A 14,484-nucleotide genomic window follows, 5' to 3' on the forward strand; every position below is an offset into this window, starting at 1 on the left:
AACGATTGGGCCGCCCGTATACGTATGGTAAGTAGCGTTTTATTGGTGTGCCTGTGACTTCTCCTTCGACCTTGTTTTTTTATGTAGCGGCGGCGCTGGCGGCGGCGCTCACGGCCTGGCTGCTGGCGCGCTACCGCCAGGAGCGGCACTACCGGCGCCGGCCCTACGTGGCCCCCGCCCACAACGACTGGCTGCTCCACCAGCCCGACCCGCTGACGCCGCTGCAGCACCGCGTGGCCCTGCTCGGCGACCCGGGTGCCGTCGCCACCGATGGCACCGACAACCTGCTGCGGCTGCTGCAGCACTGGCAGCACGAAACCGGCCCGGCCGGCACCGTCATCATCCTCGGCGACAACGTGTACCCCACCGGCCTGCCCGCCCCAGAGCATCCCGGCCGCGCCGCCGCCGAGCAGCGCCTCAACGCCCTGCTGGACGTGCTGCGGCCCTTCCCCGGAAACGTGGTGTTTCTGAGCGGCAACCACGACTGGAACAAAGGACGCCCCGACGGCTACGAGTACCTGCTGCGCCAGGAAGCCTACATCCGCGAGCAGCTCCCGACGGCGCACTACCTGCCGGCGGGTGGCACGCCCGGCCCGGTGGCGCTGCAACTGGCCGATGGGCTGCTGCTGCTGGTGCTCAACACGCAGTGGTGGGTGCAGCAGGGCCCGCGCCCGGCCTCCGATACCAAAGAGCCTTTCCAGCAGCTGCAGCGGCTGCTCACCGAAAATCAGCACCAGCGCATTGTGGTGGCGGGCCATCATCCGCTGTACTCCAATGCCCTGCACGGCGGCAAGTTCACGGCCAAGCAGCACGTATTTCCGCTTACCACCGTGCACAAGCGGGCTTACGTGCCGCTGCCGTTTATCGGGTCTTTGCTGCCGCTGTACCGCAAGCTGGTGGGGGCCGCCGAGGACATGGCCCACCCCCGCTACCGCAAAATGCGCCGCCGCCTGCTGCGCGTGCTGCACCAGCACCCCCACCTGGTATACGCCGCCGGCCACGACCACAACCTGCAGTACTTCGAGCAGCACGGCAGCCACTACCTGGTGAGCGGCGCGGGCAGCAAAACGGCGTTTGTGCAGAAGGGCGGCCAGGCCACCTTTGTGCACGAGCACAAAGGATTCTTCAGCCTCGACTACTACGCCAACGGCGAAACGTGGCTGCGCACCCTGGAGCCCGACGCAACCGGGGCGCCGCTGCCCGAGGTGTTTCGGCAGCGCCTGTACCCGGGGCCCGTGGTAGCGGCGCCGCTCGTTCGGACGGTGGGGCTGCCGGTTACGGCGGAGCTGCCGCTATAGCGCGGCCGGCACCAGCACCCGCAGGCTGCGCGGCCGGATTGTCACTTCAATCGGTGTAGTGAGGTAGCACGGCTCGCCATCAATCTGGCACAGCACCTGCGTAGCGCCGGGCACCCTGATGCTCACCTGCCGTCCCCGTAGCCGCCGCGTGTACTCCGAGGCATCGAACCCGGCCGTGTAGAGGTTGTAGAGGATGCCGGGTGCGGCCGTGCCGGGAAAGGGCTCAATCACACAAACCTCAAACTCGCCGTCGTCGAGGTGGCTATCGGGGTTGATGATGACGTTGCTGCCGAAGGTGCGGGCGTTGGCGATGGTGAGCATAAAGGCCGGGCCCTCCCACTGCTCGTTCTCAGTTTGCACCTGGTAGGTAGCCGGCACGTAGCTCAGGTACTCCTGCGTGGCAATGCGCACGTACGCGCCCGGCCCGCGGGTATCGCCCTGGTCGAAACGCTCCACGATGAGGGCGTTGAAGCCCAGATCGGCCAGATGCGCCGCGAACCGGCCGTTGATCTGCAGCGTGTCGATGGGCCGCACCATGTGCTGCCATGTCAGCTTTAGGGCCTCCTGCGGATCCTGCGGAATGCCCAGGTCTTTCGATAAGCCATTGCCAGAACCCAGCGGCAGAATCCCGAGCGGCACCAGCCCACCGAGCAGGGCCTCGGCCACCAGGCTCACGGTGCCGTCGCCGCCGGCCGCAAACACGGCGTCGTAGGCATGCTGCTGCAGATGCCGCTGCAGGTGTTGCAGGTCATTTTTGCCGGTGGTGTGGTAGAACCGGGCCCGGCGGCCGCGCTCCGTGCAGTAGGCCGTAATGGCGCTTTCCAGCTCGGCCTTGCTGATATCACCTGACACAGGATTCAGCACAAACAATATGGTGTGAAGTGTCGGCGAGGTGGATAGAGCCATGTTGCGGGAAGGAAATACGGGTGTGACGGCGAAGATATACTTCTTGCAAACCACATGAGGCCGACCAAATGGCCGGCCTCATGCAACGGTAGAAAAAAGCAGATTCGCAGTGCTTATGGCTTCAGGCCCGCTGGGATGCCCTGCGGAAACTCCGTTGCAATGGCCCGCTCCAGCTCGCCGATGCGGTTGCCGGGGTTGGGGTGCGTGCTCAAAAACTCGGGCTGCCCGCCGCCACCGCCGGCCTGCTCCAGAATCTGCATCACCTGAATCATGGAGCGGGGGTCGTAGCCGGCCTGTGCCGTGTAGTCCACGGCCAGCCGGTCCGATTCCAGCTCGTCTTCGCGGCCGAAGCGCAGCGTGAGCAGCTTTCCTACCATGGCCGCAGCTGCAGAGCCGGCAGCCGTAGCCGGCCGGTCGGGGTCGTACATGCCAATGGCGGCGGCCCCGCTCAGCCCCTGCGTCAGCTGCGACTTGGCAATCTGCTCGGCCGAATGACGGCCTACCACGTGGCCTACCTCGTGGGCCAGCACGCCGGCCACCTGGCCTTCGCTGCGCAGGTTTTTCAGCAGACCAGCCGTGATAAACACTTGGCCGCCGGGCAGCGCAAAAGCGTTGATGGTATTTTCGTCGGCCAGCAAATGAAACTGAAATTTATAGGGGCTCTGGCCGGCTTTGGTGCTGCGCACGATATCCTGCCCGATCTGCTCGACGCGGGCGCTGGCCTGGCGGTCGGGGTGCAGACCACCGTACTGCTGGGCCATTTCGGGGGCCGCCTGGAGGCCGAGTGCAATTTCCTGCTCGGCTGTCATGTCCACGTGCTGCACTTCGCCGGTCACCTCATTCACAGAGCGTTTGCAGTAGTACGTCAGCAGGGTCACGCCAGCCATCAGCAGGGCGATAATGTAGCGGAGATTTCCTCTCATGGTTGGAGTTGGTTGAAAAGGGAGCGAAAGGGGGAATAGGCCGTTCTAACGGCTATTTGGGCTTGTAACGGGCCGGGCCCGGCAGGGTTGCCTGCCCCCTATACCCAAAAGGCCCGCTTCGCCGTATGTGTTCCCATTATGCCTAACGGCCTCTCTCCCTACTCTCCTTCCACCTCACATTTTCTTCGGCCATGAATCAGAAACGCACTTTCGGCTCCATCCTCACTATCCTAGGCATCGTCGGCATCATTTATGGCGCTTTAGGCTTCCTGCATATGGCTGGCGTCTCGCTGAGCAAGGTGAATTCTATCGTGCCTTTCGCAGTGGGCCTGATTTTCTTCTTTGCCGGTATCAACCTGGTGAAAGCCACCGGTGACCGGGCATAACTCAGACGGCACATCTGCCACGCAAAGGGCCCGCCTGTAATCAGGCGGGCCCTTTTTTTTCTCAGGTAATTGCCGGTAGATCTAAGCCCCGGGCAGGCCGCGCCACTGCGCGAAGGCCGTCAGGGCCGGATCCAGCTGCAGCCACGCCGAGGCGTAGGAGGCTCTGCTGGGTCCGTGCGCGTACACCACTGAGCCATTCCGGATGGCCCGGATAATGGTGGGTGCCTGCGCAACCGGCAGCGCCGGACAGCCCTGGCTGCGGCCCAGACGCCCGTGCTGCCGCACAAACTGCTCACTCACGTAATCGGCACCGTGCACCACTACGGCGCGGCTGGCAGCGTTGGTATTATGGCCCGCATCCTGCCCGTGCAGCTTCAGCGAAAGGCCATGCTTGCCCTGGTATGTCTGGCCGGTGACGTAGAAACCCAGGCTGCTCATCTCCGAACCTTCCACGTTGGAAAACCGCTGGGCCATATTGTCGCCGGTGTTTTTGCCGTGGGCCACCAGCGTATGAAACAACACCCGCGGCTGCTTGAGGTCAATCACCCACAGCCGTTTCTGGGTGCTGGGCAGGGAAAAGTCGATGATGGTGACCACCGGCTGGCTGGCCACGCCGCTGCGGTGCAGGCTGTAGTAGCCGAGCAGCGCCTCCCGGTAAACATTCGGGGAAAGGCCGTAGTTGGTAAGCCGGGCTTCCGCATAGCTGCTCAACGTGTATTGCTCGAAAGCCGCCAGATACTGCACGCGTAAAGCCCGGTTGCTGATATTTCCTGTGGGCTCAGTATCGGTCCGGGAGCCGGCCACTGGGGAAGCAGTGAACAGGCTGGCGGCAAGAAGTAGCGTGGCTACGGCAGTCGGTGCAAAGGTCATCGGCTGAACAGGCGAAACAGGTCGAAAAAGCAGGCGGACGTTCTGGGCCCGGGCTCAGGTTTACAAAAATAGTATTTTAGCGCATTCATTCCTGCTGTTGTCAACCCTTTTTAACAGGCACTCAGTTCCGTACCTCTCGCTTATGTTCTTCCGCCGGTTCGCATACACTGTCATTATCGTGCCATTTCTGGCGGCCTGCAGCCCAGCAACACCGGAGCTTCCCGGCTTCGACGCTGCTGTTTGGCGGCGTGATACCTACGGCTGCCAGGACTTACGGCCGAGGCAACTGAAAAGCCTTTTGCAGGCCAAAGAGCAGCTTTACGGCCTCCGCACCCCTACCATCGAAAAGCTACTGGGCCGCCCCGATGAAGAAGAACTGGCGGAGCAGACTGAGAAAATCTACAACTATTATCTAGAGTCTGGTCCGCATTGCTTGCCCACCCATCAACGCTCGGACGCCAACAAGCTGAGCATCCGCTTCGGACCACTGGGCACCGTAACCGAAGTACTGACAGCTCGTCCCAGTAGTCTTTAAATATAATTTATTTAATATTCACTTTACCTGACACTTGACCCGGCGGACACCAACTGACGTTTAACGCCGGCCCCCAACAATGAAAAGCGGCATCCCCTGTGTGGGAATGCCGCTTTTCATTGTAATAGAATGGTGGTCTCGGGCAGGCTGTTAGCCCAAGCCTCCCTCCTGCGGGTCGGGTGTGGCCGGAACGGTGTCCTGGCGCTGTTCGGAGCGGTAGATGCTCAGCTGCGAAGGCGTCAGAATGCGGCTGCATTCGTCTTCGTACTGTGCTTCCAGTTCCCCCAGCTTGGCCCTTTGCTGGGCAATATCATCTTTGTATTGCCAGCTGATTTCATCCATGCGGGCCAGTTTGATCTGGTTGACGGCGCGCAGGCGAATATATTGGGCTTCATTAAGATGCAGTGAGTTGGACATCTGACGGGTCATTTCCTCCACTCGAGCTGCGGGCGGTTCGCCGATGCCCGGCAGTTCAGCATGGCGGTCCTGTTTCTGCGCGGCAGCAGAGCTGGCCAGGCCAACAGTCAGCAACAGAGTAAAGACAGCGGATTTCATAAAAAAGGCAAAAAAACTGTAGAAGGCAGAAAGAAAGGGCACTCGAAAAGGCAGTAATAATATCGGCAGGTGATATCAGCTTTCACTATATTTAATACAAATATATGTTAGCATAATTACAACAACAATTTTTCCGGGTATTTTTTCATTTTTGTTTTTGGGACAACCAGTATCGTTTCTGGAAAGTGCCGACTTGATCAAAAAAATGTCGTGTGTGACCAAACAAAAAAGGCCGGCCCCTTCCGGAGCCGGCCTTTCTGTTGGTTTGCTGTCGCCTACTCAATACCTTCAATAGGCTTGTGATCAGGGCTTTTGAAATATTGCATAGCTACCAGCGAGATAATAACGCCTACCATAGCGCCTTGCAGCAGAATGGCCAAAAACGCAATCAGGGCCGACAACTCCAGACCAAACAAGTCGCGGGCATGAATCTGGTCCATGATATCGGGCCGCAACGCCGTAACGCCGATAAAGAAGAACCCAAACGCCAGCGAGGAAACAGCGGCCGTAATAATACCAGTGCCAAACCCCTGCAGGTACGGCATCCGGTCGTGCTTGTAGCGCTTGAAGTTGGCAATGGCCAGGCAGACTCCCACCGCCATAATGGCGAAGTTGAGGAAGCTGAATTCAATCCGGCTGGTCAGTCCGAGCAGGGAGGCTACCACAAAGTAGACCATCATGCCAACCGAAGTAAAAAGACCGTAGCGGACACCGTTGGTTTCGGGGGTTATACGTGCGTCGTTCATGTAGCAAAATGGTTAAGGTTGGAAGAGAGAACCCGGACATCTGGCGGAACCGGAACCAGAAGAGCTACTGTTTGTCAGTAGCTTGCCTCGGGCCCCGCTTCTACTTCTATACCATTTTGCGGCGGTGATGTTGCGTGGAGAACCTAAATTTGTAGTTCCTGCTGTTAGTTTCGGTTACCTCAGCTCGTTGCCGTGGCCTCCGGTGCGGAGGCGCGGGGCATTTTCTGTATTTTTGCGGGCCCGCGGACCGGTTGTCCCTGTTTTTGCCTGATTTTTCGCCCTTTCTTTTTCTATGATTAGCACCTCCAATGTCAGCCTGCGCTATGGTAAGCGCGTGCTGTTTGAAGACGTTACCATCAAATTCATGCCTGGCAACGTGTACGGCCTCATTGGCGCCAACGGCGCAGGCAAATCCACGTTTCTGAAAATCCTGGCTGGTGACATTGAGGCCAACACGGGCTCGGTGATGATGCCGGCTGGCTCGCGCCTGTCGGTGCTGCGCCAGGACCAATTTGCCTACGATACCCAGCCCGTACTCCAGACGGTGATTATGGGCCACCACCGCCTGTGGAAGGTGATGGAAGAAAAGGACGCCCTCTACGCCAAAGCCGACTTCTCGGACGCTGACGGCGAGCGGGCTGCGGCGCTGGAAGGCGAGTTTGCCGACCTCGAAGGCTGGAACGCCGAGTACGAGGCGGCCGAGCTTCTCTCCGGCCTGGGCATTGGCGAAGACAAGCACTACACCCTGATGGGCGACCTGGGCGGCTCCGACAAAGTGAGGGTGCTGCTGGCCCAGGCCCTGTTCGGCAACCCCGACGTGCTGCTGCTGGACGAACCCACCAACGGCCTCGACGCCGAAACCGTGCTGTGGCTGGAGAACTTCCTCGACTCGTTCCAGAACACGGTAATCGTGGTGAGCCACGACCGTCACTTCCTCGACGCGGTGTGTAACTACATGGCCGACCTCGACTTCTCGAAAATCACCATGTACCCCGGCAACTACTCGTTCTGGTACGAGAGCAGCCAGCTGGCTTTGCGCCAGCGCCAGGACATCAACAAGAAGACCGAGGACAAGCGCAAGGAGCTGGAAGAGTTTGTGCGCCGCTTCTCGGCCAACGCCTCCAAGAGCAAGCAGGCCACCTCGCGCCAGAAGCTGCTGCAAAAGCTGACGCTGGAAGAAATCAAGCCCAGCTCGCGCAAGTACCCCTACATTGCCTTCAAGCCCGAGCGCGAAGCCGGCAACCAGCTGCTGACCGTGGAGAACCTGAGCAAGTCGGTGGACGGGCAGGTGGTGTTCCGCAACGCCAGCTTCTCGCTGGACAAGAAGGACAAGGTGGCCATCATCAGCCGCGACGACCGTGCCCCTTCCCTGCTGTTCGACATCCTGTTCGAGCAGATCCGGCCCGATACCGGCGACTTCAAGTGGGGTACCACCATCACGCCGAGCTACTTCCCCAAGGAAAACTCCGAGTTCTTCGATACCGACCTGAACCTGGTGGACTGGCTGCGTCAGTACAGCACCGAGAAGGACGAATCGTTTATCCGGGGATTCCTGGGCCGCATGCTGTTCTCGGGCGAGGAGTCGCAGAAGAAGAGCAACGTGCTGAGCGGGGGCGAGAAAGTGCGCTGCATGCTCTCCAAGATGATGATGGAATCGGGCAACGTGCTGGTTCTCGACGACCCGACGAACCATCTGGACCTGGAAAGCATTACGGCTCTGAACAACAGCCTGCGCGACTTCCAGGGCACGCTGCTGTTCGTGTCGCACGACTTGCAGTTCATCGAAACCATTGCCAACCGTATTATCGAGCTCACGCCCGACGGCATCATCGACCGGCGCATGAACTACGAGGAATACTTGGCCGATGAGCAGATCAAGGCCCTGCGCCAGCGCAAATATCAACTCGTATCCTAACTGCGTTACCTTCCGGTATGAACGTCTCTTTCCGTTTTCTGCTTGCCGCAGCCCTCACCACGGGGGCCGGGCTGGCGCTGGCCCCCAACGCCTCCGCCCAGCGCACCGACAGCACTTCTACCGTGAAGCCGCAACTGAACACGGCCCCGCCCGGTACGGCGCCCCGCCCCGCTTCGCCGGCTCCGCGCCCGCAAGACCAGGCAGTGCCCGTACCGGCCCCGGCGCCTACCAGCGCCCCCCTGCCCGCCCAGCAGCCCTCATCGGATAGCCCGTCGGGGCTGGACTTTCCGGCGGGCAGCCGCGCCAGCGAGCAGCCTAAGCCGTTGCGTCGGTACTTTCTGTACTCCAACTTCGGCCTGGGCTACAGCAGCAACCCCTACAGCGGCGGGCAGTTCAGCGCCAGCCTAAGCCCTTCTATCGGTTACCGGGTCAATGAAAAGCTGTCGGTAGGCCCCGGTATCAGCTATGCCTACAACAACATTTCTTTTCCGCAGGACTACCAGGCGCTCGGGCTGCCCAGAAGCCTGAGCCTGCATAGCCTTGGAGTGAAGGCGTTCGTGCAATATGCGCTGTTCGACCAGTTCTTCTTCCATGCTGAGTACGAGGTAACCAAAGCCCAGAGCTACGACATCTACCAGACCGGCGCGCAGCGGTTTGAAGTCGTGAAGACCAACCGGACTATGAAAACGCCGCTGGCCGGGGCCGGCTACCGCAACCAGATCAGTGACCGGATAGCCGCTGACATCGTGCTGCTGTACAATTTCAACAACGGCTACGATACCCAGGGCTACCCTCTTTCGCCGTATGGGCAACCGGTTATCCGGTTCAGCTTTCTCTACGATCTGAAATAGTCACTGGCTTTTCAGAACCAGAGGCACCAACAAAAAAGGGCTTCCCAACTTACTGGGAAGCCCTTTTCAGGTTTTCAGACTATTTCCGCCTGCCAGCGGCAGGCGAAGCGTAGCTAGACTACGCGGCCACCGCGAATAACCCGCAGCAGGATGGCGATGATGGCGATAACCAGCAGGATGTGAATCAGGTTGTTGCCAGCCATGCCAGCACCCAGCACGCCAAAGAAGCCCAGTGCCCAGATGAGAATGAGGATTACGGCGATGATGTACAGCAAATTGCCCATGATGTTTGGATTGAGTTGGTGGAGAGAGTTTGGAAGTTTTTTCGGCTTGTAATGCAGTAGGGCCACATTAGCAAGCTGATTTGCGGATTTGTACGCGGGGGTTATCAAAAGGATATAATCTTGTTGGAAAAATCTGAACCTGCAGTTACTGAGATTATCAAAAACCTGCCTGCAATTCCGGAAAAGGCATTTTACTGGCGCAAACTTTTTATTGTTCCGGCTGTTAATGCAAGTTCCTAACTGTTCCGTCCCTTTGTTTTGATTGGAGCAGGCGCGTTTTTCAGAGTAGCTTTGTGGCCGGCCGGCCCCACGGCATGCCGCCGCTCCTTTTCCCACCTTTTCCTTCTCGTTTAGTATGATCAACGTCGCCGTTATTGGCTCGGGCACCATGGGCAATGGCATTGCCCACGTATTTGCTCAGCACGGTTTCCCGGTTGCCCTCATCGACATCAGCCAGCCCGCCCTCGACAAGGCCCTGGGCACCATCGCCAAAAACCTGGACCGCCAGGTGGCCAAGGGCAGCCTCAGCGAGGACGACAAAACCGCCACCGTGGGCCGGATCTGCACATTCACGAGCATTGCCGAAGGCGTGCGCGACGTGCAGCTGGTGGTGGAAGCCGCCACCGAAAACGTGGACCTCAAGCTCAACATCTTCCGCGAGCTGGACCAGCACGCGCCCCAGGACGCCATTCTGGCCTCCAATACCTCGTCTATCTCCATCACCAAGATTGCGGCCGTTACGCAGCGGCCCGACAAGGTGATTGGCATGCACTTCATGAACCCGGTGCCGGTGATGAAGCTGGTGGAGGTTATCCGCGGCTATGCCACGTCGGATGAGGTGACGGCCCGCATCATGGACCTGTCGCGGCAGCTCAGCAAAACGCCGACGGAAGTCAACGACTACCCCGGCTTTGTGGCCAACCGCATCCTGATGCCGATGATCAATGAGGCCATCATCAGCCTGCACGAAGGCGTGGCGGGCGTAGAGGAAATCGACACGGTGATGAAGCTGGGCATGGCCCACCCCATGGGCCCGCTGCAGCTGGCCGACTTTATTGGGCTGGACGTGTGCCTGGCTATCATGCGCGTGCTGCACGACGGCCTGGGCAACCCCAAGTACGCCCCGTGCCCGCTGCTGGTGAACATGGTAATGGCCGGCCGCCTCGGCGTGAAATCGGGCGAAGGCTTCTACAGCTGGGGCCACGGCACCAAGGACCTGGTGGTGGCCGAGCGCTTCCGCAAGTAGGCAGCCCGCTCTGCCTCAGTCTATCTGCCGGAACGGCCTCCCAACCATTGGGAGGCCGTTTTTTTGAGCAGCACCTGAGTTGCCGGCCGTCGGGCAACAAGGCAGCTGCGTACACGGTAGAAAAACAAACTTTTTCGGCCCGAATTACCTTTTAAGCGTATGCCACTTTCAGCCGCGCCGTGCTTTGTGCCGCCGGCTTACGTGCAGAATTTTCTCTCTTAACTACGACATCCCAACGAATGGAAAAGGCAACTTTCGGAGCTGGCTGCTTCTGGTGCGTCGAGGCCGTGTTTCAGGACCTCGAAGGCGTGGAAAAAGCAGTGTCCGGTTATTCCAACGGGCGCATCGCCAGCCCTACGTACCGCGAAGTATGCAGCGGCCTGACCGGCCACGCCGAAGTGATTCAGATTACCTACGACCCAGCTATCATCAGCTTCGAGCAGCTGCTGGAGATATTCTGGAAAACTCACGACCCGACCACCCTCAACCGCCAGGGCGCCGATGCTGGCACGCAGTACCGCTCGGGCGTGTACTACCACAACGAGGAGCAAAAGCGCCTGGCCGAAGAGTACAAGCAGAAGCTCAACGAGGCCAAAGCCTTCGACCAGCCTATCGTGACGGAGATTGAGCCGCTCAAGAGCTTCTACCCGGCCGAGGACTATCACCAGAACTACTACAAGCAGAACGGCCGCGAGCCTTACTGCCAGTTTGTGGTGCGGCCCAAAGTAGATAAAGTGCGGGCCGTATTCGGCGACAAGCTCAAAAAGGGCGCCCTGCTGTAGACGCCCGAAGCTTCCACTAAAAAGCCCCGACCTGCACGTGCAGGTCGGGGCTTTTGCGTGGAAGCGCCGGGCAGGGCCCACAAGTACCAGACGCTACCGCTTGATAGCAAACGGGCCGTTTTCCTGGCCCAGCAGATAGTACATGGCCACTTTGTCGAGCACGGCGCGGGTGGCCGGGGCCGCCATGTACTCCACGATGCGGCCGTTTTTCATCATGATGAAGCCGGATTGCTCGCCCGGGAACGCGCCGTCGGCACCCACCTCGGGCACCGGGGTCAGGAACTTGTGGGGCGCAATCCGGATGGTGCTTTCGTCTTCGGGCAGCACCAGAACGGTATTCTCCTGCCGCGGCTTGAAGCCGAACGTGGCCGAGTACGAGTAGTGCGGATTGTGGATCCAGTCGCCGTTGAGCACATAGTACTCGTCGGTACCGACGCGCAGGAACTCCCGCACCGAGCAGTTGATGACAAAGCGCGGGGCCCGACGGTCCTGCAGGTTTTCCAGGATCAGGCGGGTGCGCGTGGGGTCCGAGAAGTCGGTGAGGGGCTGGGTGAGGCGGGCGGCGGTGGCCATCTCGCAGCCGGCGTACAGGTTGAGCAGCTGCTGGCGCCACTCGTTGAGGCCGCCCAGCTGGCGCGTGTCGCCCACGTTCAGCTCGGGCAGGTTGTAGGTGTAGGGGCCCGTTACGGCTACGCCGTTGGCCAGGCCCGCAAACCACTCTACTAAGTAGCAGGGCTGCACCGCACCGTCCACCCAGGGCAGGTCCATATTGAAAACCACCTTGGTTTGCACCTCAGCGGCAGGCTTTTCGTATTCGGCAGCAATGTAGTTCCGGATTTCATCGCGGGCTTCCGCCGCCGATACCGGCCCAGATTTCGTGTTCATGGGGGTGGTGAAGTGATGAGGTAAACAGGGATAAAGGAACGAGGGGAAAGCCAATGATAGCGACTTGCCGGTTAACCGCAACACTTTGCGGGGCCCGATTATCCGGCATTTTCAGCCTTCCCCTCGTCCCTTCAGCACCTTACACCGCTACGTTGTGCTCGCGCAGGGCGTCGTTAAGGCTGGTTTTGAGGTCGGTGCTGGGCTTGCGCTGCCCGATGATGAGGGCGCAGGGCACCTGGTAGTCGCCGGCGGCGAAGTGCTTGGTGTAGGAGCCGGGGATAACTACCGAGCGGGCCGGCACCGTGCCTTTGTACTCAACCGGCTCCGGGCCCGTCACGTCGATGATTTTGGTGCTGCCCGTGATAGTCACGCCGGCCCCGATAACGGCCTCGCGGCCCACAAAGCAGCCTTCCACCAGAATGCTGCGCGAGCCCACGAAGGCGCCGTCCTCGATGATAACCGGCGCCGCCTGCACCGGCTCCAGCACCCCACCAATGCCCACACCCCCGCTCAGGTGCACGCCGGCCCCAATCTGGGCGCAGGAGCCCACCGTGGCCCAGGTATCCACCATGGTGCCCTCGCCTACCCAGGCGCCAATGTTCACGTAGCTCGGCATCATGATAACGCCGGGGGCCAGGTAGGCGCCGTAGCGGGCTACGGCCGGCGGCACTACGCGCACGCCCTGCTGCTCGTAGTTGGTTTTGAGGCGCATCTTGTCGCGGAACTCAAACGGGCCCACCTCGATGGTTTCCATCTGGCGGATGGGGAAGTACAGGATGACGGCTTTCTTCACCCAGTCGTTTACCAGCCAGCCGCCTTCCTGGTCGGCGGCGGGCTGCGCTACGCGCAGGCGGCCCTTGTCGAGCTCCTCGATTACGTGCTGGATGGCCTCGGTGGTAGTGGCATTCGTGAGCAGGCTGCGGTCGTTCCAGGCTGCTTCGATGGTTTGCTGCAGGTCGGTCATTCTTACTGAATGGTTGAATGGGTTAATGGTCGAATGGCTGTTTGTTCAGGAAGTGTGTAGCGCGCCCAACAGAACGACCAGCCAGTTACCCATCAAACAATTCAACCACTCAGCCGCAAACTTACCATCTTCGCTGCCACAATGCCGCATCTGCCGCCCCCAACCGTCATATTACTGGCCTCGGTGCTCAAGCCCCTGGACGATACCCGCATGTTCGGGAAGTTCGGACGCACCCTGGCTAGGCGGCCGGACACGGTGGTGCACGTAGCCGGGCGGGCGGCGCCCCACCCGGCCGATGCTCCGGCCAACCTGCACACGCACACGCTGCTACGCGGCACCCGCCTGAGCCTGGACCGGCTGCGGGCCCAGCTCCGCTACGGGCAGCTGCTGCGGCAGCTGCAGCCCGGGCTGGTGGTGGTGCACGCCCCAGAGCTGCTGCCGCTCACGCTGCTGTGGAAGGCGCTGGGCCGCGGCCGCCACTTCCTCTACGATGTGCGCGAAAACTACGCCCTCAACATCCGGACGCAGCGTGTGTACCCGGAGTGGCTGCGCGGGCTGCTGGCCGGCGCGGTGCGGGCCCTGGAAACCCTGGCCGCCCGCCGCGCCGCCCGCGTGCTGCTGGCCGAACGCAGCTATGCGGCCGAGCTGCCCTTTGCCCAGCCCGAAAACACCGTAGTGCTGGAAAACAAGTACCAACCCCAACCCGGCGAGACACTGCCAGCCCAGACTGGCCCGATGCCGGCACCAGGCCAGCCCTTGCGGCTGCTGTATTCGGGCACCATTTCCGAGCTGAACGGCGTGTTTGAAGCCGTGGCGTTTGCGCAGAACCTGCGGCAGTATTGGCCTGAGGCGCAGCTTACCATTATCGGGTTCTGCCAGCAGCCGGCGGTCCTGGCCCGGTTGCGGCAGCTGGTAGCCGCAGAGCCGGGCGTTGTGCTCATCGGCGGCGACGTGCCGGTGCCGCACGCCCGCATCGTGGCCGAAATCCAACGTAGCCACCTGGGCCTGCTGCCCTATCGGCCGCATCCCAGCTCGGCGCAGTGCGTGCCCACCAAGCTCTATGAGTACCTAGCCCATGCCTTGCCCCTGCTGCTGCCGCCCAATCCGCTGTGGCAGCAGGTGGCCGCGCCCTACGCAGCGGCCGTAACCGTCAATTTCCCTCACGTTTCCAGCGAGTTTGTGGCGGAACTGATCAGCCACCGGTTTTACCCGGAAGGCCCGCCGGCCGCGGCCCTGTGGGCTGCCGAAGCCATAAAATTAGGCGCCGTGGTGGATTCTATCCGGTAACTGCCGACCTTTGCCGGCCGTTAGAGAGCGGATAGCCTGTTTTTTCTTACT

The 14,484-nt window shown here is 60.7% G+C and carries 16 protein-coding genes; 8 read left to right on the forward strand and 8 right to left on the reverse strand.

All coding sequences use genetic code 11. The annotated features are described in order from the left end of the window. Positions 1-53 precede the first annotated feature (53 nt). Positions 54-1,298, forward strand: a complete 1,245-nt coding sequence (locus N008_RS18145; protein WP_231569744.1) for a metallophosphoesterase — start codon at positions 54-56, stop codon at positions 1,296-1,298. Here the strand turns inward: N008_RS18145 and N008_RS18150 are convergent. Further along, positions 1,293-2,204 carry a diacylglycerol/lipid kinase family protein gene (locus N008_RS18150; RefSeq protein ID WP_044017752.1) on the reverse strand — a complete coding sequence of 304 codons (912 nt, stop codon included), beginning with the start codon at positions 2,202-2,204 and terminating at the stop codon, positions 1,293-1,295. The genes N008_RS18145 and N008_RS18150 overlap by 6 nt on opposite strands. Positions 2,205-2,317: 113 nt before the next feature. Beyond that, entirely contained in the window at positions 2,318-3,127 is an 810-nt protein-coding gene (locus N008_RS18155; RefSeq protein ID WP_044017753.1) for a M48 family metallopeptidase, read from the reverse strand. Positions 3,128-3,318: 191 nt separating this feature from the next. Between N008_RS18155 and N008_RS18160 the strand changes: the two genes are divergently transcribed. Continuing rightward, positions 3,319-3,513 (forward strand): hypothetical protein, encoded by a 195-nt coding sequence (locus tag N008_RS18160; protein WP_044017754.1) that lies wholly within the window; start codon positions 3,319-3,321, stop codon positions 3,511-3,513. 81 nt (positions 3,514-3,594) lie between these two features. Here the strand turns inward: N008_RS18160 and N008_RS18165 are convergent, their stop codons facing one another. Next, positions 3,595-4,383 (reverse strand): murein L,D-transpeptidase catalytic domain family protein, encoded by a 789-nt coding sequence (locus N008_RS18165; RefSeq protein WP_052381715.1) that lies wholly within the window; start codon positions 4,381-4,383, stop codon positions 3,595-3,597. Between the two features lie 142 nt (positions 4,384-4,525). Between N008_RS18165 and N008_RS21905 the strand changes: the two genes are divergently transcribed. Continuing rightward, positions 4,526-4,918: a hypothetical protein gene (locus N008_RS21905; protein ID WP_052381716.1), complete on the forward strand. Its 393-nt coding sequence runs from the start codon at positions 4,526-4,528 to the stop codon at positions 4,916-4,918. Positions 4,919-5,068: 150 nt separating this feature from the next. On the opposite strand, the gene N008_RS18175 is transcribed toward N008_RS21905, so the two are convergent. Continuing rightward, positions 5,069-5,515: a hypothetical protein gene (locus N008_RS18175; RefSeq protein ID WP_044017755.1), complete on the reverse strand. Its 447-nt coding sequence runs from the start codon at positions 5,513-5,515 to the stop codon at positions 5,069-5,071. Between the two features lie 233 nt (positions 5,516-5,748). Next, a complete protein-coding gene (locus N008_RS18180) occupies positions 5,749-6,153 on the reverse strand; it encodes a hypothetical protein (protein WP_044017756.1) in 405 nt (134 codons plus the stop codon). 358 nt (positions 6,154-6,511) lie between these two features. Between N008_RS18180 and N008_RS18185 the strand changes: the two genes are divergently transcribed. Both N008_RS18185 and N008_RS18190 read left to right on the forward strand, forming a co-directional pair. After that, positions 6,512-8,134: an ABC-F family ATP-binding cassette domain-containing protein gene (locus tag N008_RS18185; RefSeq protein ID WP_044017757.1), complete on the forward strand. Its 1,623-nt coding sequence runs from the start codon at positions 6,512-6,514 to the stop codon at positions 8,132-8,134. Between the two features lie 17 nt (positions 8,135-8,151). Next, positions 8,152-8,985 (forward strand): hypothetical protein, encoded by an 834-nt coding sequence (locus N008_RS18190; protein WP_044017758.1) that lies wholly within the window; start codon positions 8,152-8,154, stop codon positions 8,983-8,985. A 113-nt stretch (positions 8,986-9,098) separates the two neighbouring features. On the opposite strand, the gene N008_RS23315 is transcribed toward N008_RS18190, so the two are convergent. Continuing rightward, positions 9,099-9,269, reverse strand: coding sequence for a lmo0937 family membrane protein (locus N008_RS23315; protein ID WP_156109395.1), 171 nt, complete (start codon positions 9,267-9,269; stop codon positions 9,099-9,101). Positions 9,270-9,624: 355 nt separating this feature from the next. Between N008_RS23315 and N008_RS18195 the strand changes: the two genes are divergently transcribed. Together N008_RS18195 and msrA are read left to right on the forward strand one after the other, a co-directional pair. After that, positions 9,625-10,515, forward strand: coding sequence for a 3-hydroxyacyl-CoA dehydrogenase family protein (locus N008_RS18195; protein ID WP_044017759.1), 891 nt, complete (start codon positions 9,625-9,627; stop codon positions 10,513-10,515). Positions 10,516-10,754: 239 nt separating this feature from the next. Beyond that, entirely contained in the window at positions 10,755-11,297 is a 543-nt protein-coding gene (gene msrA, locus N008_RS18200) for a peptide-methionine (S)-S-oxide reductase MsrA (RefSeq protein WP_044017760.1), read from the forward strand. Between the two features lie 93 nt (positions 11,298-11,390). Here msrA and N008_RS18205 read toward each other — a convergent pair whose 3' ends face one another. Both N008_RS18205 and N008_RS18210 read right to left on the reverse strand, forming a co-directional pair. Beyond that, a complete protein-coding gene (locus N008_RS18205; RefSeq protein ID WP_044017761.1) occupies positions 11,391-12,182 on the reverse strand; it encodes a hypothetical protein in 792 nt (263 codons plus the stop codon). Between the two features lie 139 nt (positions 12,183-12,321). Continuing rightward, positions 12,322-13,146 (reverse strand): 2,3,4,5-tetrahydropyridine-2,6-dicarboxylate N-succinyltransferase, encoded by an 825-nt coding sequence (locus N008_RS18210; protein ID WP_044017762.1) that lies wholly within the window; start codon positions 13,144-13,146, stop codon positions 12,322-12,324. Positions 13,147-13,287: 141 nt separating this feature from the next. Between N008_RS18210 and N008_RS18215 the strand changes: the two genes are divergently transcribed. Beyond that, positions 13,288-14,433: a hypothetical protein gene (locus tag N008_RS18215; protein WP_044017763.1), complete on the forward strand. Its 1,146-nt coding sequence runs from the start codon at positions 13,288-13,290 to the stop codon at positions 14,431-14,433. Positions 14,434-14,484 lie beyond the last annotated feature (51 nt).

It is taken from the genome of Hymenobacter sp. APR13, assembly GCF_000737515.1.
Taxonomy (GTDB): Bacteria; Bacteroidota; Bacteroidia; order Cytophagales; family Hymenobacteraceae; genus Hymenobacter.

Excerpts from the sequence above, each read along its gene's own strand:
- N008_RS18215 (WP_044017763.1), top strand. The coding sequence starts at position 13,288 with ATGCCGCATCTGCCGCCCCCAACCGTCATATTACTGGCCTCGGTGCTC.
- N008_RS18190 (WP_044017758.1), top strand. The coding sequence starts at position 8,152 with ATGAACGTCTCTTTCCGTTTTCTGCTTGCCGCAGCCCTCACCACGGGG.
- N008_RS23315 (WP_156109395.1), bottom strand. The coding sequence starts at position 9,269 with ATGGGCAATTTGCTGTACATCATCGCCGTAATCCTCATTCTCATCTGG.
- N008_RS18210 (WP_044017762.1), bottom strand. The coding sequence starts at position 13,146 with ATGACCGACCTGCAGCAAACCATCGAAGCAGCCTGGAACGACCGCAGC.
- N008_RS18155 (WP_044017753.1), bottom strand. The coding sequence starts at position 3,127 with ATGAGAGGAAATCTCCGCTACATTATCGCCCTGCTGATGGCTGGCGTG.
- N008_RS18160 (WP_044017754.1), top strand. The coding sequence starts at position 3,319 with ATGAATCAGAAACGCACTTTCGGCTCCATCCTCACTATCCTAGGCATC.
- N008_RS18195 (WP_044017759.1), top strand. The coding sequence starts at position 9,625 with ATGATCAACGTCGCCGTTATTGGCTCGGGCACCATGGGCAATGGCATT.
- N008_RS18165 (WP_052381715.1), bottom strand. The coding sequence starts at position 4,383 with ATGACCTTTGCACCGACTGCCGTAGCCACGCTACTTCTTGCCGCCAGC.
- N008_RS18150 (WP_044017752.1), bottom strand. The coding sequence starts at position 2,204 with ATGGCTCTATCCACCTCGCCGACACTTCACACCATATTGTTTGTGCTG.
- N008_RS21905 (WP_052381716.1), top strand. The coding sequence starts at position 4,526 with ATGTTCTTCCGCCGGTTCGCATACACTGTCATTATCGTGCCATTTCTG.
- N008_RS18180 (WP_044017756.1), bottom strand. The coding sequence starts at position 6,153 with ATGATGGTCTACTTTGTGGTAGCCTCCCTGCTCGGACTGACCAGCCGG.
- N008_RS18185 (WP_044017757.1), top strand. The coding sequence starts at position 6,512 with ATGATTAGCACCTCCAATGTCAGCCTGCGCTATGGTAAGCGCGTGCTG.
- msrA (WP_044017760.1), top strand. The coding sequence starts at position 10,755 with ATGGAAAAGGCAACTTTCGGAGCTGGCTGCTTCTGGTGCGTCGAGGCC.
- N008_RS18205 (WP_044017761.1), bottom strand. The coding sequence starts at position 12,182 with ATGAACACGAAATCTGGGCCGGTATCGGCGGCGGAAGCCCGCGATGAA.